Origin of the sequence: Vibrio sp. 10N.286.49.E11 (genome assembly GCF_041469505.1) — a bacterium.
In the GTDB taxonomy this organism is placed as follows: Bacteria; Pseudomonadota; Gammaproteobacteria; order Enterobacterales; family Vibrionaceae; genus Vibrio; species Vibrio crassostreae_C.
On the sequence record NZ_JBFRKQ010000099.1, the window covers coordinates 1 to 22549 of the forward strand.

General features: G+C 44.1%; 22 protein-coding genes, 1 riboswitch and 1 other annotated feature. Of the genes, 8 read left to right on the forward strand and 14 right to left on the reverse strand.

From position 1 onward, the window contains the following. Positions 1-146: 146 nt before the first annotated feature. Positions 147-989, reverse strand: coding sequence for a formate transporter FocA (gene focA / locus AB4167_RS20400; RefSeq protein ID WP_017072124.1), 843 nt, complete (start codon positions 987-989; stop codon positions 147-149). A gap of 363 nt (positions 990-1352) precedes the next feature. Continuing rightward, the gene (locus AB4167_RS20405) at positions 1353-2660 is read right to left on the reverse strand and encodes an ATPase (protein WP_017065323.1); all 1308 of its coding nucleotides are present in this window, start codon (positions 2658-2660) and stop codon (positions 1353-1355) included. 257 nt (positions 2661-2917) lie between these two features. Here AB4167_RS20405 and AB4167_RS20410 point away from each other — a divergent pair, with 257 nt between their 5' ends. The 3 genes from AB4167_RS20410 (at position 2918) to AB4167_RS20420 (ending at position 4775) form a co-directional block, all read left to right on the forward strand. Next, positions 2918-3148, forward strand: a complete 231-nt coding sequence (locus AB4167_RS20410) for a TIGR02647 family protein (RefSeq protein WP_017060280.1) — start codon at positions 2918-2920, stop codon at positions 3146-3148. 114 nt (positions 3149-3262) lie between these two features. Then, positions 3263-4117, forward strand: a complete 855-nt coding sequence (locus AB4167_RS20415) for an NAD(P)H-binding protein (RefSeq protein ID WP_017060279.1) — start codon at positions 3263-3265, stop codon at positions 4115-4117. After that, positions 4110-4775, forward strand: a complete 666-nt coding sequence (locus AB4167_RS20420; RefSeq protein WP_372136953.1) for a YdcF family protein — start codon at positions 4110-4112, stop codon at positions 4773-4775. The genes AB4167_RS20415 and AB4167_RS20420 overlap by 8 nt, the downstream gene beginning before the upstream one ends. A gap of 149 nt (positions 4776-4924) precedes the next feature. On the opposite strand, the gene AB4167_RS20425 is transcribed toward AB4167_RS20420, so the two are convergent. Both AB4167_RS20425 and cysS read right to left on the reverse strand, forming a co-directional pair. After that, positions 4925-5503, reverse strand: coding sequence for a thymidine kinase (locus tag AB4167_RS20425; protein WP_017060277.1), 579 nt, complete (start codon positions 5501-5503; stop codon positions 4925-4927). Between the two features lie 98 nt (positions 5504-5601). After that, positions 5602-6987, reverse strand: a complete 1386-nt coding sequence (cysS, locus tag AB4167_RS20430) for a cysteine--tRNA ligase (RefSeq protein WP_372136954.1) — start codon at positions 6985-6987, stop codon at positions 5602-5604. 189 nt (positions 6988-7176) lie between these two features. Here cysS and AB4167_RS20435 point away from each other — a divergent pair, with 189 nt between their 5' ends. From AB4167_RS20435 to AB4167_RS20450, 4 genes are all read left to right on the forward strand, one after another. Further along, positions 7177-7671, forward strand: coding sequence for a peptidylprolyl isomerase (locus AB4167_RS20435; protein ID WP_017060275.1), 495 nt, complete (start codon positions 7177-7179; stop codon positions 7669-7671). A 77-nt stretch (positions 7672-7748) separates the two neighbouring features. After that, on the forward strand, positions 7749-8483 hold the full coding sequence (lpxH, locus tag AB4167_RS20440) for a UDP-2,3-diacylglucosamine diphosphatase (protein ID WP_017060274.1): 735 nt from the start codon (positions 7749-7751) through the stop codon (positions 8481-8483). A 123-nt stretch (positions 8484-8606) separates the two neighbouring features. Then, entirely contained in the window at positions 8607-9824 is a 1218-nt protein-coding gene (locus AB4167_RS20445) for an EAL and HDOD domain-containing protein (RefSeq protein WP_029235542.1), read from the forward strand. A 136-nt stretch (positions 9825-9960) separates the two neighbouring features. Continuing rightward, the gene (locus AB4167_RS20450; RefSeq protein ID WP_017060272.1) at positions 9961-10473 is read left to right on the forward strand and encodes a YchJ family protein; all 513 of its coding nucleotides are present in this window, start codon (positions 9961-9963) and stop codon (positions 10471-10473) included. Between the two features lie 225 nt (positions 10474-10698). On the opposite strand, the gene hisIE is transcribed toward AB4167_RS20450, so the two are convergent. The 9 genes from hisIE to AB4167_RS20495 all read right to left on the reverse strand — a co-directional run bounded on the left by hisIE (position 10699) and on the right by AB4167_RS20495 (position 19944). Further along, the gene (gene hisIE / locus AB4167_RS20455; protein WP_017060271.1) at positions 10699-11349 is read right to left on the reverse strand and encodes a bifunctional phosphoribosyl-AMP cyclohydrolase/phosphoribosyl-ATP diphosphatase HisIE; all 651 of its coding nucleotides are present in this window, start codon (positions 11347-11349) and stop codon (positions 10699-10701) included. Then, on the reverse strand, positions 11346-12119 hold the full coding sequence (hisF, locus tag AB4167_RS20460; RefSeq protein ID WP_017060270.1) for an imidazole glycerol phosphate synthase subunit HisF: 774 nt from the start codon (positions 12117-12119) through the stop codon (positions 11346-11348). The genes hisIE and hisF overlap by 4 nt, the downstream gene beginning before the upstream one ends. Further along, on the reverse strand, positions 12101-12838 hold the full coding sequence (gene hisA / locus AB4167_RS20465) for a 1-(5-phosphoribosyl)-5-[(5-phosphoribosylamino)methylideneamino]imidazole-4-carboxamide isomerase (RefSeq protein WP_372136955.1): 738 nt from the start codon (positions 12836-12838) through the stop codon (positions 12101-12103). The genes hisF and hisA overlap by 19 nt, the downstream gene beginning before the upstream one ends. 43 nt (positions 12839-12881) lie before the next feature. After that, positions 12882-13496: an imidazole glycerol phosphate synthase subunit HisH gene (gene hisH / locus AB4167_RS20470; protein WP_017060268.1), complete on the reverse strand. Its 615-nt coding sequence runs from the start codon at positions 13494-13496 to the stop codon at positions 12882-12884. A gap of 9 nt (positions 13497-13505) precedes the next feature. Then, positions 13506-14594, reverse strand: coding sequence for a bifunctional histidinol-phosphatase/imidazoleglycerol-phosphate dehydratase HisB (gene hisB / locus AB4167_RS20475; RefSeq protein ID WP_017067390.1), 1089 nt, complete (start codon positions 14592-14594; stop codon positions 13506-13508). A 129-nt stretch (positions 14595-14723) separates the two neighbouring features. Beyond that, positions 14724-15764 (reverse strand): histidinol-phosphate transaminase, encoded by a 1041-nt coding sequence (gene hisC / locus AB4167_RS20480; RefSeq protein ID WP_017060266.1) that lies wholly within the window; start codon positions 15762-15764, stop codon positions 14724-14726. Between the two features lie 9 nt (positions 15765-15773). Then, positions 15774-17075 carry a histidinol dehydrogenase gene (hisD, locus tag AB4167_RS20485; RefSeq protein ID WP_017065318.1) on the reverse strand — a complete coding sequence of 434 codons (1302 nt, stop codon included), beginning with the start codon at positions 17073-17075 and terminating at the stop codon, positions 15774-15776. Continuing rightward, positions 17075-17971 (reverse strand): ATP phosphoribosyltransferase, encoded by an 897-nt coding sequence (gene hisG / locus AB4167_RS20490; protein WP_017060264.1) that lies wholly within the window; start codon positions 17969-17971, stop codon positions 17075-17077. The genes hisD and hisG overlap by 1 nt, the downstream gene beginning before the upstream one ends. Positions 17972-18024: 53 nt before the next feature. Beyond that, positions 18025-18161: a sequence feature (His leader region), on the reverse strand. Between the two features lie 190 nt (positions 18162-18351). Continuing rightward, positions 18352-19944: a Na+/H+ antiporter NhaC family protein gene (locus tag AB4167_RS20495; RefSeq protein ID WP_017060263.1), complete on the reverse strand. Its 1593-nt coding sequence runs from the start codon at positions 19942-19944 to the stop codon at positions 18352-18354. A gap of 112 nt (positions 19945-20056) precedes the next feature. After that, a riboswitch (Lysine riboswitch) is annotated at positions 20057-20234 on the reverse strand. 365 nt (positions 20235-20599) lie between these two features. On the opposite strand from AB4167_RS20495, the gene AB4167_RS20500 reads away from it, so the two are divergent. Next, positions 20600-21010: an H-NS family nucleoid-associated regulatory protein gene (locus tag AB4167_RS20500; protein WP_017060262.1), complete on the forward strand. Its 411-nt coding sequence runs from the start codon at positions 20600-20602 to the stop codon at positions 21008-21010. 194 nt (positions 21011-21204) lie between these two features. Here AB4167_RS20500 and AB4167_RS20505 read toward each other — a convergent pair whose 3' ends face one another. Further along, complete coding sequence (locus AB4167_RS20505) at positions 21205-22509, reverse strand: inosine/guanosine kinase (protein ID WP_017065317.1); 1305 nt, start codon at positions 22507-22509, stop codon at positions 21205-21207. Positions 22510-22549: the final 40 nt, after the last annotated feature.

Below are 22549 nucleotides of genomic sequence, written 5' to 3' on the forward strand. Positions count from 1 at the left end.
GCCATGCTCGGCGCACCAAATAAAAAACGGCCTGCAATGCAGGCCGTCTTGTAAATGTCATAAGTCAGTTCAGTGTTTCCACAGAGCGTTAACTCATCTCGTCAACTGAGTTAGTCACGCCATCTTTGTCGATAGCGCCACCTTTATTAGTCACGTAGGTAGATCAACCAGTACCACATACCAACAAAGATACCGCCGCCAATGATGTTACCGATGGTAACGGGCAGCAAGTTGTTCATCAAAAAGTCCGCCATGTTCAGATCAACATAGTCCGCTGGGTTAGCGCCTGTCATTGTCCAAAATTCAGCCGAAGCAAATGTTTTGATGCCGATAGCTAAAGGCACTTGGAACATATTTGCAATACAGTGCTCAAAACCAGCCGATACGAACATCGCTACAGGTAAAATCATTACCGCAATTTTGTCAGTCAGAGTACGTCCACTAAACGTCATCCATACCGCGATACAAACTAATACATTACACATGATGCCGAGCGCGATAGCTTGGATAAAATCATGGTGCATCTTATGTTGAGAGATCGCCATTGCATTCAAACCCACTTGGCCGTGGTCGAACATGTACTGTTTGGTCAGTAACATACAAGCCACCAGCAGCAATGCGCCAATCAAGTTACCTACATAAACCGTAGCCCAGTTCTTAACGAGCGTGCGCCAAGTAATCTTGCCACTTGCACGAGCAACCAGAGTCAGCACCGAACTGGTAAATAGCTCACCACCGGTAACAACAACGAGAATTAAGCCCAAGCTAAATGCAAGGCCACCTAATAAGCGAGTAATACCCCACGGCAAATCACCAGCACCAGTCGTTACGATGGTGTAAAACACAAACGCAATACCGATATGTATGCCAGCGGAAATCGCTAGGAGAAAAGATTTGATTGGATCTTTGGTTGCTTTACCTACGCCAATATCTGCAGCGCGCTCAGCCATTTGTGGCGGTAATAATGAGTCAAATTGGTTTAGATTCATGATGATTTACATTTTGAAACATGTCGTCGGGAGCGCGATAATCCTCTCTTTCATTTCTGAATTCAAGAGCTATTTTAGGCACAAAATAGCTCTCACAGCCTTGTTGAAAGCAAATAGTCCGAGTTATTCCAAATTCATACGACTTTAGTAGTAAAAAGAAAACTCTGCTGAATGATTAGTTATCAGCATAGAAAATAACACATCTATAAATATCAACAAGTTACGTTAAAAATCAAAGAATAACGTACACTAAAATGGCTCACAGAGCGCTTTTATTTCTAGATTTTGACATAGATCAACAGAACGTAAAAAAAACGCCCTAAGGCGCTTTTAACTCAATCACAAATAAAGAAATTAGTGATGCTAAACCGAAGGTTCAATCACTTCTTCTGATGATTGTTCTAGGGTTGAATCCTCTAGAGTAGATTCAACAGCTGGGGACATCACATCAGAGTCACTTTCGTTGGCCACTTTGCCACCTAAGCTTTTCAAACTATCCACTAACTCTTCTAAGCTTTTAATGTGAGCATCACTCTTGGTAATCTGCTCACCGAGCAACTCACTGTGCTTGGTTGCTTCAGACAGTTGCTGCGCTTGCTTCTGGTTTTCAGACTCCAGCTTAGCTAATTGCTCAGTCAAAGTTTTAATCTCTGACTTTAATGACGCCGTCATGTCTGAGCCTTTCAGCGCTTTAACACTCGCTACAATTTTTTGAGACTGAAGACGCAATACAACATCACGGTGATCTTCATCATTAACCACTCGTGAAATGCTCAATAACTGGTTCTCTGCATTCAAAACCGACTGTTCGAACTGGTCGCCCTTTACGCTCGCCAGCACTTTGACTTCATGAGCAACACTGCGTACGTGGTTTAATTCGAACTCCGCAGCGTGAACTGCGTCTTCAATGATAGACTTTTCACGGGGACTGGCTTTCACTTGGCTTTCTGCCAAAGCAATTTGAGATGCCGCTTTAGCAAACGTCAGTGGAACAACGTCATCGAAATCTTCATCTTCCAAGAACTCTAATTCGTTCTTCAAAGGTTCGATGTATTTCTTATGCGCCACTTTAACTTCTAGTAAGCGAGCATTGTTAAGAAATTCCACCTGCGCTTCTTGAGCGTCTTCAAGCTCATCGACCAGCACATACTCGAACAACTCGCTGTATTCTGAATACAAACGTTTGTAGCTCGAGGTAAACATAGTATCTGCGCCAAGAAACTTCAGGTAATCCATTTGGACAATCGAATCCGCGAGTACTCGATCAGCCTTCTTCTTTAACACTAAGATCGAGTCATAGTTTGATTTGATCAAAGCGATTTTTTCATCGAAGGCTTCAGCGTAAGTTAGGCTCGAAAAAATGGAGTAACTCTTGGTTATCCGAGTTTCGTCTTTAAGTAAGTCCGCATAAATGCTTTCAGCATCATCCCATGCGTCTAATAGTTCATTGTAATTCTCTGGTGCATAGAGAGACAATTGAGCATGGTCTTCAAGCTTAACTTCCCATTCGGAGTAAACGCTTTGGACAGACTGAAATGAACGGACCTCTATTGTCGATTCATTATTGTTGTTTGTGGTTTGGTTCGCGTCTGTCTGCTCTGAGGGTGTACTTTGACAACCTGAGATAGCAAATAGCATACTGATCGTTAATGCTACTTTGTTCGCTCTCACTTATGCATATCCTTTTTATACAATATTCGCTCAATGCAAATTATTTCTAGTCACAATATATTACAACCACTTAGCAATAAACATCACTGATGATTTAAGTGGGTGCAAATCACCCAATATAACCAAAATAAACTCATCACTCGATGATTAATCAATCAATTTGGTATCACTTATCAATTCTCTTTATTTGCTATTGCCTGAGCCGAGAATGCGCACTAAGGTGAAGGTAGAGAACGTTATGAATATATAGGTCAATTATGAAGTACAACGCTGAACATATTGCTGATTTAAACCTCCTTCTTCAATTTGATGTAAGTAGTGCAGCTACTGGAATTAAAGTCCATCAAGAGGCAGCTCAAGAAACTCAAGACGCTGTTAAGCGCCTATTCGAAAAAAACCTTTGTACTCAGCCAGACGGCGGTTACCTAACAGATGAAGGTATCGAGATGGCAGAGCGCGCAGACAAGCTTCTTCGCGTACTAAACTAAAGCTCCATTGTTCTAGTAAAAACTCCACTTGCTTCGGCCGTGGAGTTTTTTCATTTTTGGGCAAAGCTTTGTTAGGCTTATTGTAAATTCGTCATTTGCAGTTGTGAGGAACACATGGCTTCTATATTTATTGTCGGTGCAGGATGGGTAGGTGCACCTTTATCTGAACATTTAGAAAAACATGGTAACCGAGTAGTGGTCACGAAAACGACCCAAGCGGGAGCAGATGCCATTGGTAGCGAACAAATTCCATGTGAAGTGTTTAGCTTTGATTCATCCGATCCACAACAGACTATCGGGCGACTCTATTCATTGTTACTCGAAAACAACACTGAAATTGTGATTGGCAGCTTCCCTCCTGGCTTTAGAAAAGGAGCAGGACAAGAGTATGCCGACTACTGGCAGCAACTCACCAATGCATGCCAAAAGGCCAACATTAAAAAGCTCATTATGGTTAGTTCAACTACGGTATACCCAACTAAGCCGGGTGTGCTGAACGAGCTGGATGCATCACTCCCTCTTTCGACCTCAGATAACGAGCACGCGTCTTTATTTTCCGATAACGCACGAATCATGCTGCAAGCTGAACAGTCAGTGATTGATTCCGGTATCGACTACACCATTCTTCGCTTTAGTGGCTTAATCGGCCCAAGCCGTCACCCATCACGCTTCGCAAGCAAGTTAAAACAAGTCAGCACTCAAGCTCCAGCCAACATGCTGCACCTTGATGATGCAATTGGTGCTGTCGATTTCGCTATCAGTCAACTGCACAATGAAATAGTTAACGTGACCACACCAAATACAGTCAGTAAGGCGGAGTTTTATGCCGCGGCACTGAAAAGCGCCAACAGCAGTGAGCCTCTGCCCGCTGTTGTTGATACCCCAGACAAGTTAATCTCTTCGAAGAAGATTCTCGACTTAGGTTATTCATTTAAATTCGAATCCACACTGGACGCACTTCATGACTGAACAATCTATTGCTAACAAAAATCCCAACATAAAACTGCATCGCTCAGTCGACACCCTTTGGAACTTTATGTCGATGGGTCACAAGGTTACGCCTTCCGACTGTATCTTTGTATTGTGTAGCAACGATACTCGCGTAGCTGAATATGCAGCCGAGCTTTATCACCAACAGATCGCGCCTTACATCGTTTTTTCTGGCGGTGTGGGGCGCTTTACCGAAAGAAGCTTTGAACGCTCAGAAGCAGAAACATTCGCTTCTATCGCACGAGATTGTGGCGTGCCTGACTCTGACATTATCATAGAGAAACACGCAACAAATACTGGGGAAAATGTACGATTCACTCATGAGTTGCTGACAGAAAAAGGGTTATCGCCGAAGAGGCTAACCTTAGTTCAGAAGCCCTTCATGGAGAAACGTACCTACGCAACCTTCAGTAAACAATGGCCTGATGAAACTTCCGAGATTACCGTGACGTCGCGATGGCAAACTTGGGATGATTACTTTAACGAAGAGTTGCCGTTAGATATGGTGTTAGGCGCATTAATTACTGATTACGAGCGAATCAAATCCTACCCAGAGAAAGGCTTTCAGATTGAGATGCCGATCCCCGACGACGTTGACCACGCCTATCAAGCATTGAAGAAGCTCGGTTTCGAATAAGCAAAAGTTAGACTTTGAACAAAGTAAAAGCTCGGCAGGAAATAAAACAAAAGCTCGGCTTGGAAGAAAGCAAAACACTGGCCCAATAAACAAAAACGGTGACACTTGGTCACCGTTTTTCGTTCTTTCGCGTTAGCAAATAGAGCTGCTTATTTACCTAACGCTTCTTTGTAGTGCAGACGGCAAACAGAAACGTATTTGTCGTTACCGCCAATAGCCACTTGGTCGCCCTCAGCAATCGCCACACCGTGCTCGTCGGTACGAATTACCATGTTCGCTTTACGGCCACAGTGACAAATTGTTTTAAGCTCAACAAGTTTATCTGCCCAAGACAGTAAGTAACGGCTACCTTCAAACAGTTCACCCAGGAAATCGGTACGTAGGCCGTAACAAAGTACAGGGATGTGCAGCTTATCAACCACTTCTGTTAATTGGTACACCTGCTCCTTCGATAAAAATTGGCACTCATCGATCAAAACACAATGACGCTTTTCTTCCTCATTGAGCTTTTTGATCGCATCAAACATGTTGGTGTCATTTTTAAACAGCTGAGCTTCAGATTGCAGACCAATTCGTGAGCTCACTTTACCGATACCATAGCGATCGTCCAAAGCTGCCGTAAAGATCACTGGCGTCATGCCACGTTCTTGGTAGTTGAATGAAGATTGAAGAAGCGTTGTTGATTTACCCGCATTCATTGCCGAGTAATAAAAATACATCTGAGCCACAGAAATATTCCTGTTAATTAAAAGTTGAAGATAGAAAAGGTGAAAATAGAGAATTCGTGCTAGAAAAAAGGGCTGAAAATCAGCCCTTTTTATAAGATTTACTTACGACGCCAAGTCGTACCTTCTGGGCCATCTTCCAGAACAATACCCAACTCGTTTAGCTTATCACGTGCAAGGTCGGCATTTGCCCAATCCTTTGAAGCACGAGAGTCGTTACGCAGTTTGATCAACGCTTCGATTTCAGCCACTTCGTCGTCGTTACCTGCCGCATCACCTTGTAGGAAGGCTTCTGGCTCTTGGTGAAGAATACCGATGATGTCTGCTAGTTCACGCATCAATGCACCCAGTCCGCTTGCTTTTTCAATGCTTTCAGGCTTGATACGGTTGATTTCACGAGCCATTTCAAACAGTACTGAATAAGCTTCAGGTGTGTTGAAATCATCGTTCATCGCTGTAGAGAATCGAGTCACGTACTCTTCGCCACCGGCAGGAGCGGCTGTAAGGTCTAGGCCACGAAGTGACGTGTATAGACGCTCTAGTGATGCACGAGCCTGATTTAGGTTATCTTCGCTGTAGTTTAGTTGGCTACGGTAGTGACCAGACATTAGGAAGTAACGAACTGTCTCTGCATCGTAATGCTGAAGTACGTCACGGATAGTGAAAAAGTTACCCAGTGACTTAGACATTTTTTCTCTGTCTACCATCACCATGCCACTGTGCATCCAAGTATTCACATACTGGGTGCCATGTGCACAGCAAGATTGTGCGATTTCGTTCTCGTGGTGCGGGAACTGTAGATCCGAACCACCACCATGAATATCGAAGTGATTGCCAAGAATAGACGAGTTCATTGCTGAACATTCGATGTGCCAACCTGGACGACCTGGCCCCCATGGCGATTCCCACGTCGGCTCACCAGGCTTAGACATCTTCCAAAGAACAAAGTCTAACGGGCTACGTTTTGCAGAATCGATGTCAACACGAGCACCCGCTTGAAGCTGCTCAAGATCTTGCTTAGAAAGCTTACCGTATTCGTCAAACTTCTTAACTTCGAACATCACGTCACCGTTGCTTGCAACGTAAGCAAAGCCACGTTGAATTAGCTTTTCTACTAACTCAATGATCTCTGTGATGAATTCAGTCGCACGAGGCTCGACATCTGGGCGTTTCATGTTCAATGCATCGAAGTCCGCGTGCATTTCACCGATCAGACGCTCAGTCAGAGAGTCACAAGACTCGCCGTTTTCATTAGCGCGCTTGATGATTTTGTCATCGATATCAGTGATATTACGAACGAAATTCAAATCGTAACCAAGGTAACGCAGGTAACGAGTTACCACGTCAAATGAAACGAACGTACGGCCATGACCAATATGACAGAGATCGTATATGGTTACCCCACAGACATACATACCGACTTTGCCAGCTGTAATTGGTTTGAATTCCTCTTTCTGTCTTGTGAGCGTGTTATATATCTTCAGCATGATCTCTATCTATTTTATGGATTAATCAAAATAAGCTCGCAGTATAACAAGTCATACCTTAATAGGTAATCCCTAAAAGCAGGAATTACCTCAAACATCCGAGTTAAGTTAATGATTTGGTGATTTGAAAGTCTGCCAACATGCGCTAGAATTCGAACTTCATATTAAAAAGACAGTAAGGTAACAATCATGATCATCCTTCACACAAATTTTGGTGATATCAAAGTTCAACTTAACGAAGAAAAAGCACCAGAAACAAGCGCAAACTTTCTACAGTATTGCCGTGACGGTTTCTACGACAACACACTATTCCACCGTGTTATCGATGGTTTCATGATTCAAGGCGGCGGCATGACTTCTGGCCTTAAAGAAAAGGCAACTCGTGCAACGATCAAGAACGAAGCAAACAACGGTCTAGCGAACAAAGTTGGTACGCTAGCAATGGCTCGTACTATGGAACCGCATTCAGCGAGCTCTCAGTTCTTCATCAACGTTAACGACAACTCTTTCCTAAACTTCCGTAGCGAAAGCCTAGACGGTTGGGGCTACTGTGTATTCGCAGAAGTTGTTGAAGGCATGGACATCGTAAACAAGATTAAAGGTGTTAGCACTGGTTCTATGGGTATGCACCAAGATGTACCTCTAGAAGAAGTGATCATCACTGGTACTACAATCGAAGCTTAATTCATCGCTTTCGGTTAGTATTGATGAGCCGATAAAATCAGGATATAGGGAGCGAATCGCTCCCTTTTTTTAGACCTATGAAAACATATTTTATATCAGATCTGCACCTTTCTCCGTCACGAGAAGACATCACAGACTGCTTCTTAACCTTTATGAAGAAAGAAGCCGTAGAAGCGGATGCACTTTACGTATTAGGTGACCTTTTCGAATTCTGGATTGGTGACGATGATAAGAGTGAATTCGCGACTTCTATCCGCCAAGCGTTTATCGACTTAGTGAAAACAGGCGTGCCTTGTTACTTTACTCAAGGGAACCGCGACTTCTTAGTCGGCAAAAAATTTGCTAAGCAAACGGGCGTACAACTTCTCGACGAAGTTTCTACGATCGATATCTACGGGCAAAAAGCGGTAGTATTGCATGGAGACACTCTATGTACTGAAGATGTAAAGTACCTCGCCTTTCGCGAAAAAGTGCATCAGCCATGGTTACAATGGGTCTTCAACCGAATTCCATTTTTCATCAAGAAGAAAATTGTTTCAAAGGTTCAATCAGATATCAAAGATGACAAGCAGACCAAGTCTCTCGACATCATGGATGTGACACAGCAAGAAGTCGAAGATGTGATGGAACGAAACAATGTCGATCTGATGATCCACGGCCATACTCACCGCCCAGACATCCATACATTTAATGCTAACAATTGCACTAAAACCCGTATCGTACTTGGCGATTGGTATACGCAAGGCTCAGTGCTGGTGTTCACGCCGCAAAGTTTTGAACTACAGAATCGAGCGTTTAGCAATAGCTTTTAACATAACGCTTAAACTTTCACTTTGATTATTATTGTCGGTCAGACTTTCTTAGAAAGTGTATGGTAATTTCTAGTGAATTAGCTATTATCTCTCTACCAGAAATAAACCGAACACAGTACCAAGTTGAAATATTCATACGTAGCGCGTCAACCAATACTCGACACAGGCAAGAAAACCATAGGTTACGAGTTGCTATTCAGGGATGGTCCTAAGAACACTTTCCCTGAAGTAGAGCCGGAGCTCGCTACTAGCCGTTTGCTTTCCGATCACTTCTTATCGACCCACTATAATACGTTGGGTGATAAGCTTGGGTTCGTGAACTTCCCATATGCAAGCCTAATCAACTTAGTCCCTACTCTGTTCCCCAAAGAAAGCCTCGTTGTTGAGGTTCTTGAAGACTGCGAACCAACAGACGAATTACTTGAAGCAATCAAAACCATCTTTGACGCGGGTTATACCATTGCGCTAGATGACTTTGTGCCAAGTAAAGCTTGGAAGCGCTTCTTACCCTACGTTTCAATTATCAAGTTCGATATCCGTTTGACGCCAATTGCCAAAGCAGCGATGTTTATGAACTCTCTCAAAGGGCTAGATATCAAGTTCCTTGCTGAGAAAGTAGAAACGTACGAAGAATACCAAGAAGCGAAAAAAGCAGGCTTCACCTACTTTCAAGGTTATTTCTTTAGCAAGCCAGAGATGATCCAAACGCGTGCGCTCAACCCGGCATTCCTGACGACCGTTCAGCTGTTAAAAGAGATTGCGCACGACCCTATCGACTTTGGTGAAGTAGAGCGTTTGATTACGCTCGATGTGACCATGTCGTATAAGCTACTTACCTACGTAAACTCCGCTGGCGGTTCACCAACAACGATTCGTTCATTCCGCCAAGCGCTTATTTACCTTGGTGAACAGAAACTGCGTAAGTTCGTTTCACTGGTGGCTATCGCATCCGCGAAAGAAGATAAGCCGGACTCACTTTATGGCTTAGCGGTAATACGCGCACGTCAGTGTGAACTCTTGGTTGAGAAGATGAATGTTAAGGTTGAGCCTGGACAAGCCTTTTTGACCGGTATGTTCTCTCTGTTGGACTCACTCTTTGACCAACCATTGAAACAAGTACTCGATTCAGTGCCGATCGACATCGAGATCAAACAAGCCTTGATTCAACGTAAAGGCGTGTTAGGTGCTGTATTGGCGATGGTGGTTGCGTATGAGCAAGCTCGTTGGGAAGAAGCGACTCGTATTCGCCAGCTTCTCAAACTGAGTGAAGCTCAACTTGGTCAAGCTTATGACGAAGCGACGACTTGGGCTCAAGAGCTATTGTCTCCAGCCTTGAAATAGTAAACTTCGCGCTAACACTTTGATAATTTCAATAACTTCAACAGAAACTAAACTTTGGTGAGCGATCGTTTCTTGGTAAACTCCCACGCATTCACTTATGGCCTCTTAATAGAGGCCATTTTTACAGGATCTGACTATGTCTTTATGCCCATGCGGTAGCAAAAATACTTACCAACAGTGCTGTGAATCAGCGCACCTTCACCACAGTGCTGTTGAAACGCCTGAACAGTTGATGCGCTCTCGTTATTCAGCGCACGTGTTGGGTTTAGTTGACTATGTTGTTGCGACTTACCACCCTAGCTGCAACGCAGAAGCGCAAAGAGAAGGTATTGCAGAATCTATCAACAGTGATTGGGCAGGACTAGAAGTCATCGATACTGCGGTAGGCTCGCACCAAGACGAAGGCTTTGTTGAGTTTAAAGCTTACTTCAATGAAGAAGGCGCACAATACTGCATGCAAGAACGCTCTCGCTTTATACGTGAAGACGGTCTTTGGTACTACATTGATGGTACCTTCCCAGAGCAGGAACAAACTACACAACCAGAAATTGACCCACGCTTAAATCAAACCGTTGAGAGCTTTAAAATCGGCCGTAATGATCCGTGTATTTGTGGCAGTGGTAAGAAATACAAGAAGTGCTGCGGGTAACTCGTTCGACTAAGAAGTCAGATTAAGAGAAGAGATTCCTGATGTCGCTTAGGCTCCTCGGAATGACGCAAAGTCAGAGGTTAGAAAAGTGACGTAGGGCTTAGAAATCTTGAAATCTTGAAATCTTGAAATCTTGAAAATTAAAAAACTAAAAAGCCCCGTAAACATGTTTGTTTGCGGGGCTTTTGTCTGTCTTTTACGCGGTTCTATTAATCTAAAGAGAGCTTACTTATGACGCTCTTTCAGCTTGTTTACCACATCATCCATCGATAAGCCTTGGTCTTGAAGAAGAACCATTAGGTGGTAAATCAAATCTGCTGATTCACACACTAACTCCGCCTTATCGCCCGACGTCGCCGCAAGCGCGACTTCAACGCCTTCTTCGCCCACTTTTTGCGAAATACGCTTGGTGCCACGGGCATATAGACTGGCAGTATAAGAAGATTCAGGATCGGCGTCCTTGCGGGCAGCCAATAACTGCTCAAGCTGATGAAGCCACACCATCTGAGACTCTTCTTGCTTGTCTCCATCCCAACACGTTGTTGTACCTGTGTGGCACGTTGGACCAATGGGATTAACTTTAACCAGTAAGGTGTCGCTGTCACAGTCCAAGGCGATGTTTTGCAGTTGCAATACATTGCCCGACGTTTCACCTTTCGTCCAAAGACGCTCTTTTGTGCGAGAGAAAAACGTCACATTGCCAGTTTCACCCGTTTTCTCAAGTGCGGCTGGGTTCATGTATCCCATCATTAGCACTTGGCTTGACTGGTAATCTTGAACAATCGCTGGCACTAAGCCATCTACTTTTTCCCAGTTAATACGCTCTGACAATGCGCCTACTTCTGTTTTTGATAAGCTTACGGGTTCAAAACTCATAGTCGCACCTCTACATCTTGTTGTTTTAAATACTGTTTAAGTTCACCAATATTGATGACTTGTTTGTGGAATACCGAAGCCGCAAGTGCTCCATCCACGTTGGTCTTTTTATAAGCTTCAGCAAAGTGCTCCATTGCACCAGCGCCACCAGAGGCAATCAATGGCACATTACACACTTCACGCACCATGTTTAACTGATCGATATCATAGCCGTTACGAACGCCATCTTGGTTCATCATGTTTAACACAATCTCACCTGCGCCACGCTTCTGTACTTCCTGCACCCAATCTTTGGTTTCCCATTTGGTTGCTTTAGTACGCGCTTCATCGCCTGTAAATTGGTAAACCTGATATTTACCGGTTTCTTTGTCGAAGTATGAATCGATACCGACAACGATACACTGAACGCCAAACTTATCAGCAAGGTCAGTAATCAGCTGTGGATTAGCCAATGCCGGTGAGTTGATTGACACTTTATCCGCACCAAACTCAAGGATACGCGCTGCATCTTCTGCTGATTTAATACCACCAGCGACACAGAAAGGGATATCGATCACTTCAGCTACGCGTTTCACCCAGCTTTTATCGACCACACGGCCATCACTTGATGCGGTGATGTCATAAAATACCAATTCATCGGCGCCCTCTTCTGCATAGCGTTGTGCTAGCGGAACGATGTCACCAATAATTTCGTGGTTACGGAACTGAACGCCCTTAACCACTTGTCCGTCACGGACATCCAAACAAGGGATTATGCGCTTTGCCAACATGCAAATGCCTCCTCTGCGGTAAACTTGCCATCAAGTAGTGCACGACCCACAATCACACCCGCAACACCGCTGCCTTTTAGCGCTTCGATATCAGCTAGGCTGCCAATGCCGCCCGATGATTGGAATTGCACTTGTGGGTACTGCTTACAAAGATCAACATAGAGCTCTACGTTTGATCCTTCTAGCGTGCCATCGCGTGAAATATCGGTACACAGCACGTGTTTAAGACCAACTGTGAGGTAGTCTTCAATCAGCGCTTCAATAGTCACACCTGAATCTTCTTGCCAACCTGAAATCGCCACTTTACGTATGCCGCTTTCGTCAATATTGATGTCCAGAGCCAGCACGATTTTTTCCTCGCCGTACTTCTCCATCCAACCTTTCACCAACTCAGGTTGCTTAACGGCTGTAGAACCAACCACAACGCGCTGTGCGCCAGCTTCTAGCAGATCAACGACATCTTGTTCGTTACGCACGCCACCACCAATCTGGATGTTCGCAGGCGTGCTAGCAAGGAGCTTAGCAATCAAGTCTAACTGACGAGCCGTTGTGTCTTTTGCGCCCGTTAAGTCAACAAGGTGCAGCCAGCCAGCGCCAGCTTGGTGGTACAGATTAAACTGCTCTGCTGGGTCTACTTTGTATTCTGTTACTTGCCCGTAGTCTCCTTGGAATAAGCGAACTACTTGGCCTTCAATTAAATCTAACGCGGGAATAATCATTTACATTCCTTATATGGCAACGTTAGCCGCTGCCTAATCCTTATTACAATTCCAAGAAGTTCTGAATCAGCTTAGAGCCAGCTTTCGAAGATCGCTCTGGGTGGAACTGAACACCATAATAATTGCCACTTTGAACCGCCGCAGTGAACGGATTACCGTAATCACATTGTGCGATTGTGTAGTCGCCCACTGGCATTGCGAAGCTATGAACAAAGTAGAAGTATTCGCCTTCTTCAATGTCTTTAAATAGAGGATGATTAGGTGTTGCCGTTACGGTGTTCCAACCCATGTGTGGTAATGGCAAGTCGCCCGTTTCAAGTAAACGAACTTCACCATCACACAAACCTAGGCATTCAACTAACTCATCAGCCTTTTGACCTTTCTCTTGAGACAGTTTGCCTAACAGCTGCATACCTAGACAGATACCCAGCAGAGGCTTCTCAACTTGCTTGACAAGGGTAACAAGGTCACGCTCTTGCAGGTTCTTCATTGCCTCACTTGCTGTACCTACACCGGGTAGGAATAGCTTGTCGGCAGCAAGAACCACTTCTGGTTCTTTTGAAATTTCAACTGCGTAGCCCAAACGTTCAATCGCAAACTTCACCGATGAAACGTTGGCACAACCAGTATCAATAATAACGACTTTTTGCTCTTTCATACCGAACCCTTACAGAACGCCTTTGCTGCTTGGTAACTCGTTACCTTCAACTTTGATTGCTTGGCGAAGAGTACGGCCAAACGCTTTGAACAGGCTCTCAATGATGTGGTGATCATTATTGCCATCAGAAGAAAGGTGTAGCGTACAAGCCAATGTATCAGTTAGAGAACGGAAGAAGTGAACCACCATCTCGGTTGAAAGATCACCCACTTGCTCACGGCTGAACTTAGCATCGAACTTCAGGTATGGACGACCAGAAAGGTCTAACGCACACTGAGCCAAACACTCATCCATTGGTAGGCTGAAACCAAAACGGCCAATACCACGTTTGTCGCCTAGTGCATCTTTCAATGCTTGGCCTAAAGCAAGAGCGGTATCTTCTACTGTGTGGTGATCATCGATGTGCAGATCGCCTTTCACAGTCAGGTTCATTTGGAAACCACCGTGTGTCGCGATTTGATCAAGCATGTGGTCGAAGAAACCCATGCCGGTATCGATCTTGTTGCCACCGGTTTCATCAAGGTTTACTGCAACCTTGATATCTGTTTCTTTAGTGGTACGAACTACTTCAGCAATACGCGCATTAACCGTCAGATCTTTAACGATTTGTGGCCAGTTAAGCGTGCCTTCAGTTTCCGCATCCGGGCTATATTGAATACCGCGGATTGCCATGTTCTCTGCCAGTTGAAGATCCGTCATTCGGTCGCCAATCACAACAGAGTGTTGGAAATCGACTTTACCGCCTTGTAGGTACTCTTTAACCATACCCAGTTTAGGCTTACGGCAAGAGCAGTTGTCTTCGTCAAAGTGAGGGCAAATAAGCACGTCGTCAAACTTAACGCCTTGAGATTCGAAGAACTCCATCATCATATTGTGTGGTGCATCGAAATCTTCTTGTGGGTAGCTATCGGTACCTAAACCATCTTGGTTAGTCACCATCACTAGACGGTAACCAGCATCTTGCAAAGCAAGCAGGCTAGGAATTACTCGCGGTTCGAATTTTAGCTTGTCTAAACGGTCTACTTGAAAGTCAACTGGCGGCTCAACAATTAAGGTGCCGTCACGGTCTATAAAAAGTATTTTCTGTTGTTTACTCACTTGAACTTCCTTTTAATTTTAAATCTGGTGGCCTAGCTAAAATCAAACGCTAACCCAAAATATTGGTTTCACTTGCCAGCCCAATTAATCAACTCAAACTGGCAAATGTTATTACTGGTAAGCCTTTCATTACTGATAAAAGTTACGAATGAATCCAAGTGTCTTTTCGCACTCTTCGCGGTTACCAATACTAATACGAACACAGTCTTCAATAGGTGAATTACGCAAAATAATGCCCGTATCCCAAGCCGCTTTAAATAACTCATCGCCGTTCGGGAATTTCACCAGTAAGTAGTTACCCCAGCCATCAAAAACCGTCACTTGAGGCATACCTAATAGACCCGCCTGCAAATACGCTCGGTTAGCACTTAAATCCAGAACTTGGAACTTAGCTCGCGCGAGTCCTTGCTCTGAAAGTGCTTGAACGGCAATGTCAGCAACAGGGATTGGCACTGGATAAGGAGCAATCACTTTCAACAGTACATCGATAAGCTCTTTGTTCGCTAGCGTAAAGCCACAACGTAAGCCCGCCAAAGCAAAGGCCTTCGACAAGGTGCGCAGAATCGCTAGGTTTGGATATTGCTCAAGCAAATCAACGGTTGACGCTTCTGGACAAAAATCGATATACGCTTCATCCATCACCACAATCGCTTTGTCTTGTGTCATTTCAAGCAACTTGATGATGTCTTTGCGATCAACCAAATTACCGGTTGGGTTATTTGGGCTACAAACAAACACCACTTTTACGTTGTCGAGCTGAGCTTCGATAGCTGGAAGATCCAATTGCCATTCAGAAGTAAGAGGCACAACTTTACGCTCAACACCAATCGTCTCTGCACTGATTGCGTACATACCGTAAGTGGGTGGGCAGTAAAGAATAGCGTCTTCGTTCGGCTCACAGAAAGCACGAATCAGTAATTCAATACCTTCGTCAGCACCACGCGTTGTCAGAGTTTGCTCTGATTTCACGCCTGCGTATTGAGCGTAAGCATCAATCAGCTCTTTTGGCTGACATTCGCTGTAACGGTTAAGACGAGACAAGTTCAGGTTGTACTCGTTATCAAACGGAGATTCGTTGGCGTTTAGCCATACATCACCAGTACCGCCTATGCGTCTTGCAGACAAGTAAGGTGTTAGAGCCTGAACTTGTTTTCTTGCTAACTTTTCCATGCCCTACCCTTATTTCGCTTTATTTAACTTTTCAACTCGGATAGTCACAGCGCGTTTGTGTGCATCCAAACCTTCGGCTTCCGCCATTGTTACTACTGTTGGCGCTAGGCCTTTCAACCCATCGGCTGTTAGCTCCTGCACCGTCATTCGCTTAGAGAAATCAGCCAAACCTAGGCTTGAATACGTCTTGGTATAACCGTAAGTCGGAAGAACGTGGTTTGTGCCGGATGCGTAGTCACCTGCAGATTCTGGAGACCAGTCACCAAGGAAAATTGAGCCTGCATTATCTAGCAATGGCAGCAATTCACGTGGGTTCTTGGTTTGAACGATCAAGTGCTCAGGACCGTAGAAATTCGAAATCGCAATCGCTTGAGTGATCGATTCAGCAATGATGATTAAGCTTGAAGCCAATGCTTGCTGAGCGATGTTCGCACGAGACAGTTCTTTCAGTTGCTTTTGAACCGCTTCTGTTACTTGGTCTGCAACCACTGGAGATGGAGTTACCAATACTACTTGAGAGTCAGGCCCGTGTTCCGCTTGGCTCAACAAATCCGCTGCAATGAAGTCTGCATCAGCCGTTTCATCAGCAATCACTAACACTTCAGATGGGCCAGCTGGCATATCAATAGCTGCTCCGCGGAAGTCATTACTCACTTGGCGCTTTGCTTCCGTAACGTAGGCATTACCTGGGCCGAAGATCTTATCGACTTTAGCCACACTCTCGGTACCGTAAGCCATTGCTGCAACCGCTTGACCACCACCAACGTTGTAAACTTCGTCGATCTTACAAAGCTTAGCGACATACAAGATTTCATCAGCGATTGGCGGAGGTGAACAAAGCACAACCTTACGACAACCTGCGATTTGAGCAGGAACACCTAACATAAGAACCGTTGACGGTAGTGGCGCACTGCCACCGGGAATATAAAGGCCAACAGTATTAATCGCGCGCGTCACTTGCTCACACACAACACCAGGCTGTGTCTCAACCTTAATTGGCTGCGGCTTTTGAGCTTCGTGAAACTTAGCAATGTTGCTATAAGCTTGCTCTAACGCTTGCTTCATCTCTGGTGTTAGACGAGCACACGCCTCTTCAATCTCACCCGAACTGACTCGGATAGATTCTGGAGTTACACCATCAAACTTTGCAGTCAGCTTTTTAAGCGCGGCATCGCCTTCATTTCGTACTTTTGCAATAACATCAGAAACAGTCGCTGTGATGTTTGCACCTTCAGTAATAGCTGGACGCTCTAATACCGAGTCTTGCTGTGATTCACTTAAAGATTGCCAAACAACGGTTCTCATCGTCACTACCCCATCATTTTTTCGATTGGTAATACTAGAATCGAGCTTGCACCCAACTCTTTCAGCTGTTCCATTGTTTCCCAGAACAAGTTCTCTGTACTTACTAGGTGCACGGCAACTTTGTCTTTGTCTGTAGATAGAGGAAGAACCGTTGGATCTTCAGCACCAGGCAGTAGTGCTTTGATTTGCTCTAGTTGAGAGGTTGGCGCGTGAAGCATGATGTACTTCGACTCTTTCGCTTGTTGAACACCCTGCATACGAGTCAGTAGTTTTTCAATCAGTGCGGTCTTGTCTGCGTCGAAGTCGCCAACACGTTGAATCAGTGTTGCTTTCGATTGGAAGATAGCTTCTGCTTCTTTTAGGCCGTTCGCTTCAAGCGTTGCACCTGTAGAAACTAAATCAGCGATAGCGTCTGCAAGGCCAGCGCGAGGCGCGACTTCAACCGAACCTGTTAGCATACAAGTGCTGAACTCAACACCCTGCTCGTCCATGTAGGCTTTAAGTAGTTGTGGGTAGGTTGTCGCAATACGTTTGCCCGCTAAGTCTTGTGGGCCGTTGTATTCTTCGTCTTTATTAATAGCGATTGAAAGGCGGCAACCACCGAAGTCTAAACGACGTAGTGTGCGGAACTCTGAAGGCTCTTTAAGAGCAACACGATCTAGACGAACTTCTTCTAGTTCATTTTCACCGATGAAACCAAGGTCAACTACACCATCCATGATAAGACCTGGGATGTCGTCATCACGAACGAGTAACAAGTCGATTGGCATATTTAGTGAGTGAACCACTAGGCGCTCACCCATGATATTAAATTTAACACCACATTTTTTAAGTAGGTCTTGGCACTCTTTGCTTAAGCGACCTTTCTTTTGAATTGCGATTCTTAGGCGTTGTGTCTGCATTGCTGTATCCCTGTGCAAATATTTGAATTTATTGATTATTTAAAAGCGCTAAAACTAAAAAACCCTCGGGGACTTTGTCATCCCGAGGGTTTAAATCTAAATTCTTTTGACTTAACCTCCGGGAGTAATCTTGCTCCCGGGTATACGTAAATCTCCCCCGAAAGACTAGATAGGGTGATGATGGTGATGAATGTTCATTACTAATTTACGCATACTTATCAGCTCTTAGGTTGTTTGCTGTCTTGTCTCCACACTAACTAAGCTGACATCCTTTTTCAACCATTTATTCGAACTTTTTTCACGAAACTTAAAATTAAATTAACAGGCACAAAAAAGGGAGGCAAACGCCTCCCTGATAGTTTACTGATTAACTTTCAATTTTAGCTTTTGCACGTCGCCATTTTGCAGCGAGAGAAGTAAGCCAATGCAAAACATACAGCAACAAACGTTAGAGACGCTGCGCCAAATGCGATGCCAATTGAAGATGTCATACCTAGAGTGATGAAACCAATGCACGATACGAACGCTACAGACAACGCGTATGGAAGCTGAGTCGAGACGTGGTCGATGTGGTTACAACGAGCACCAGTAGAAGACAGAATCGTCGTATCTGAGATTGGAGAACAGTGGTCACCAAATACTGCACCCGCTAGAACCGCACTTAGCATTGGAAGAATCAGTGCGATATCCGATGCTGCAGCCATATCACCCGCGATTGGTAGCATGATACCGAACGTACCCCAAGATGTACCTGTAGAGAACGCCATAACGCCCGCTAGAAGGAACAACATAACCGGTAACCAGTGGTAATCAATGCTGCCTGTTACTAGAGACGATAGGTAAGAACCCGTTTTCATGTCGCCGATAACAGAACCGATAGTCCATGCAAACACAAGAATCAGAATCGCGCCAAACATAGAGCTAGCACCGATCCACATTGTTCTTGCGATATCAGTCATAGATAGCTTTTGCTTGAATACTGTCGCTAGTGCTACTAGTAAGCCAATAACACCACCGTAAACAAGAGACTTACCTACATCCGTGTTTTCGAATGCGCCTAGAAGGTTGAATGCTTGGCCATCAGCAGCCAGCGCTTGGCCGCCTGTGTAAAGCATTGCAGCCACTGTCGCTACAATTAGCGATACGATTGGCATAACAAGATCAGAAACTGAACCGTTTTCGCTCTCTTCGATATCTAACTCTTCGTTTAGATCGTGAGCTTGCTTTTGATCGTTGTCACCTTCAAAGCCACGGCCTTGAGATGCTTCGATCTCATGCTCACGCATCTTACCAACGTCTAGACCGAACCATGCTACTGCGAACACCATTAGTAGTGCGAATACAGCGTAGAAGTTCATTGGGATAAGACGAACGTAAGCACCCAGTGCAGAATACTCTGTCACACCGTGTGTCACTAAGATGCCACCAATGATCGTGATGATGTAAGCACCCCAGCTAGAAGCAGGCATGATCACACACATAGGAGCCGCAGTTGAATCTAGGATATAAGCAAGCTTAGCGCGAGATACATAGAAGCGGTCTGTTACAGGACGAGAGATAGCACCAACCGCTAGGCTGTTAAAGTAGTCATCAACAAAGATGAATACACCTAAGAAAGCAGCAAGTAGTTTTGAACCACGTTTGCTCTTAACGCGAGACTGTGCCCACTCCGCGAATGCGCGAGTACCGCCAGACAGTGTTAATAATGCCGTTGTCATTCCAAGAATAATTAGGAATGCAATGATGCTCATGTTCCAAGTGTTGATGCCACCATCTTCGATGAAAACACCAGATGCTTTAGTAAACACGTAGCTAGCTGCGTTACCTACTGAGTAATCAGCAAGTAGAATCGCACCCATGATGATACCGACACCCAAAGAAACCAATACACGGCGGGTAACAATAGCAAGGCTCAAAGCCACAAGGGGCGGAAGCAAAGATAAAGGTGATGTTGCAAAATCTATTAAATTCATGATCTTCAAAAACCAGTTTTTTATTTGGCTAGAGATCTACTGCAGACAAACTTGATACGGCTGACCAAGCTCATGTTGAACTAAGCGAAAGGGAAGTGAACACTTCACCCAACCCTACAGTAGCGCTCCATAGTTTAAAATTAAGACTATGGCAGTGTTGTACCTATTGAGCACAACCCCAGCAAATTGCTTAGATATACAATTTACTTCGGCAATTACACCTTTCATTCCCGTTCATTGGCATCACCCCAACGGAAGTTACTTTTTATAATTGCACCTCTACGTGCGATAACATTATTAACCGTGTAAACCAGAGTTTAACAACAAATTAACCAACACCTCGCATCAGGTAGCCGCAATTGTACTCACCAAGAGCAACAATGCAACATATCATTCCGAGAAAAATAGCTTTTTTGTTAATGAACTAATCAATAGAAGAATAGTCTACATAAGTTGACTACTCCACCTGTCACATATCATTTTTTAAGATGTTCTTAATAATTATTATAAATTCAATAGAAATACTGCTCTGAATTTTCAACTATTCATCTCACTTTTATATTTAAATATGTAATAGAAGAAATACTATTTGTTTTATTCCTAGGCTCTGTTTATTATTAGGAAGATTATTTAGTTTACCTTGATGGAAAATATCATGTCTGAATTAACAAAAACTCTATTAAATATCCGCAGCCTTCGTGCGTTCTCACGTGAATTAACTCTTGAGCAACTTGAAGAAGCGCTAGACAAGCTGACTATTGTTGTACAAGAGCGTCAAGAGTCTGAAGCTGAAGAACGTGCTGCTAAAGCAGAGCAAGAAGCTAAGCTTTCTGCTATTGCTGAACAAATTGCAAAAGACGGAATTGATGTTGCCGATCTTATTGCTGCACTTTCTGGTGAAGCAAAATCTAAAACAACAAAAGCTAAACGCGCTCCTCGCCCAGCGAAATACAAATACGTAGACGCAAACGGCGACGAGAAGACTTGGACAGGTCAAGGCCGTACGCCTTCAGCTATCCAAGAACAGCTAGATGCTGGTAAATCTCTAGAAGAGTTTGCTATCTAAACATTTAGTTTACTTAGTGAGTAATCAATTACACGCTAAGCAATAGAATTAATATTTAAGTCGACCAAAGTATTATTTACGACTTCAATATATTCAGAAACAAAAAAGGCTCCTTTCGGAGCCTTTTTTATATTTGCACTATCAGTATTAGAAACCAACTGATACTGATAGTACTACTGATTAAAGAAAGTAACTTATCTTTCCCAGTACGCTTCCTCTAGGCTATCTTCTCTTTCAGGAAGGCCACGAGATAAACGTGGAGAGTGTTGAACCAACACTTCATAGCTAGCACGGTTAGAATATTTACAAACTTGTGAGAACGAAGAGTACGTCAAGAATGAATGTTGGTGCTTACTTGAGTTTGGCACGTTTTCTTTGTGGTACTTATTAGCAGCCATATCATGTAATAAAGCTGACAACGCAGCATCACCTGCACCGTTAGTGTTTTTGATCTTTTCTGGACCACCCATGTATGGCGCAATGTGCGAATACACTTTAGTTGGGTTTTCACATAAATCTTTATGCGCAGGACGGCTAAATTCAAAACGGTTGAATTCCGCAATTGAACCTGGAAGTAAAGGCAGTGACGTTTCACGCTTAGCTGCATCTTCTGTATAACCAGCCATAAATAGGCCAACAGGCCCCGCAGTACATAGAACAAGGTCTACCCACTCTAACGCTTTATCTGATGCAGCCAGTGGATCGCTTTCACCCGTTAACGCTTCAGCTTCGTCTTCATTCATTGCAACAACCGTTACGTGTTGCTCAAGGAAATCTTTCCAGAATTCTGGATCATCTTGAATAACGAACTTAGTACCTAGTGTAAGAACGACTGGCACATCGTATTTCTTCGCGTATTCGATCGCTTTCATTGTTGCTTCAGGCATCGGGTCGCCTGGCTTACAGCGAACTAAATAAGCCGTTAAAACTAAAGCAGAAGCACTTTTGAAGATTTTTTCAGGAATGCTTTCTGGTTTTAATTGGTTCATTTGTCCTTCGCTAATTGCGAAAGTACGTTCACCGTCTTCTGTAATTAATGCAAAGCAGCGACCAATTGCGCCATCTACCCCTTGTAAATGGTTCAGATCCATTCTGCTTGATGTATTACATAAATAGCGATAACCGTAACTACCAATCTTAATATCTTGGCTCATTACACCTAACAGTGTAGAACGGTCATCCGCTAGCACTGAATAGTTGTGTAATGTGTTACCAATTGTGCCACCAGCGTATTCATTGGTAATCAGGCACTGCTCTTTTAATTCTTGATACAAAGATTCAGCGGCTGCGTCGCCAATAACCAGTGAATGTCCCTTGCTCAAACCATACTTCTCAATAAGTTCAGAACTCACCTTTGCTTCAATATCCACCAATGTTTGGTCAATACCGATAATATGAGTGCGTGACATTCTTTTACTGCTTTGAGCTTGGCTCACTAGAGGATCACGAGCGTGAACCGGAAAGTAGTGCTTTGATTTACGTTGTCCAGGGAATTTCATAAGGCTAGTCTAAGTCAAGGGGAAATAGGTGGCGGATTCT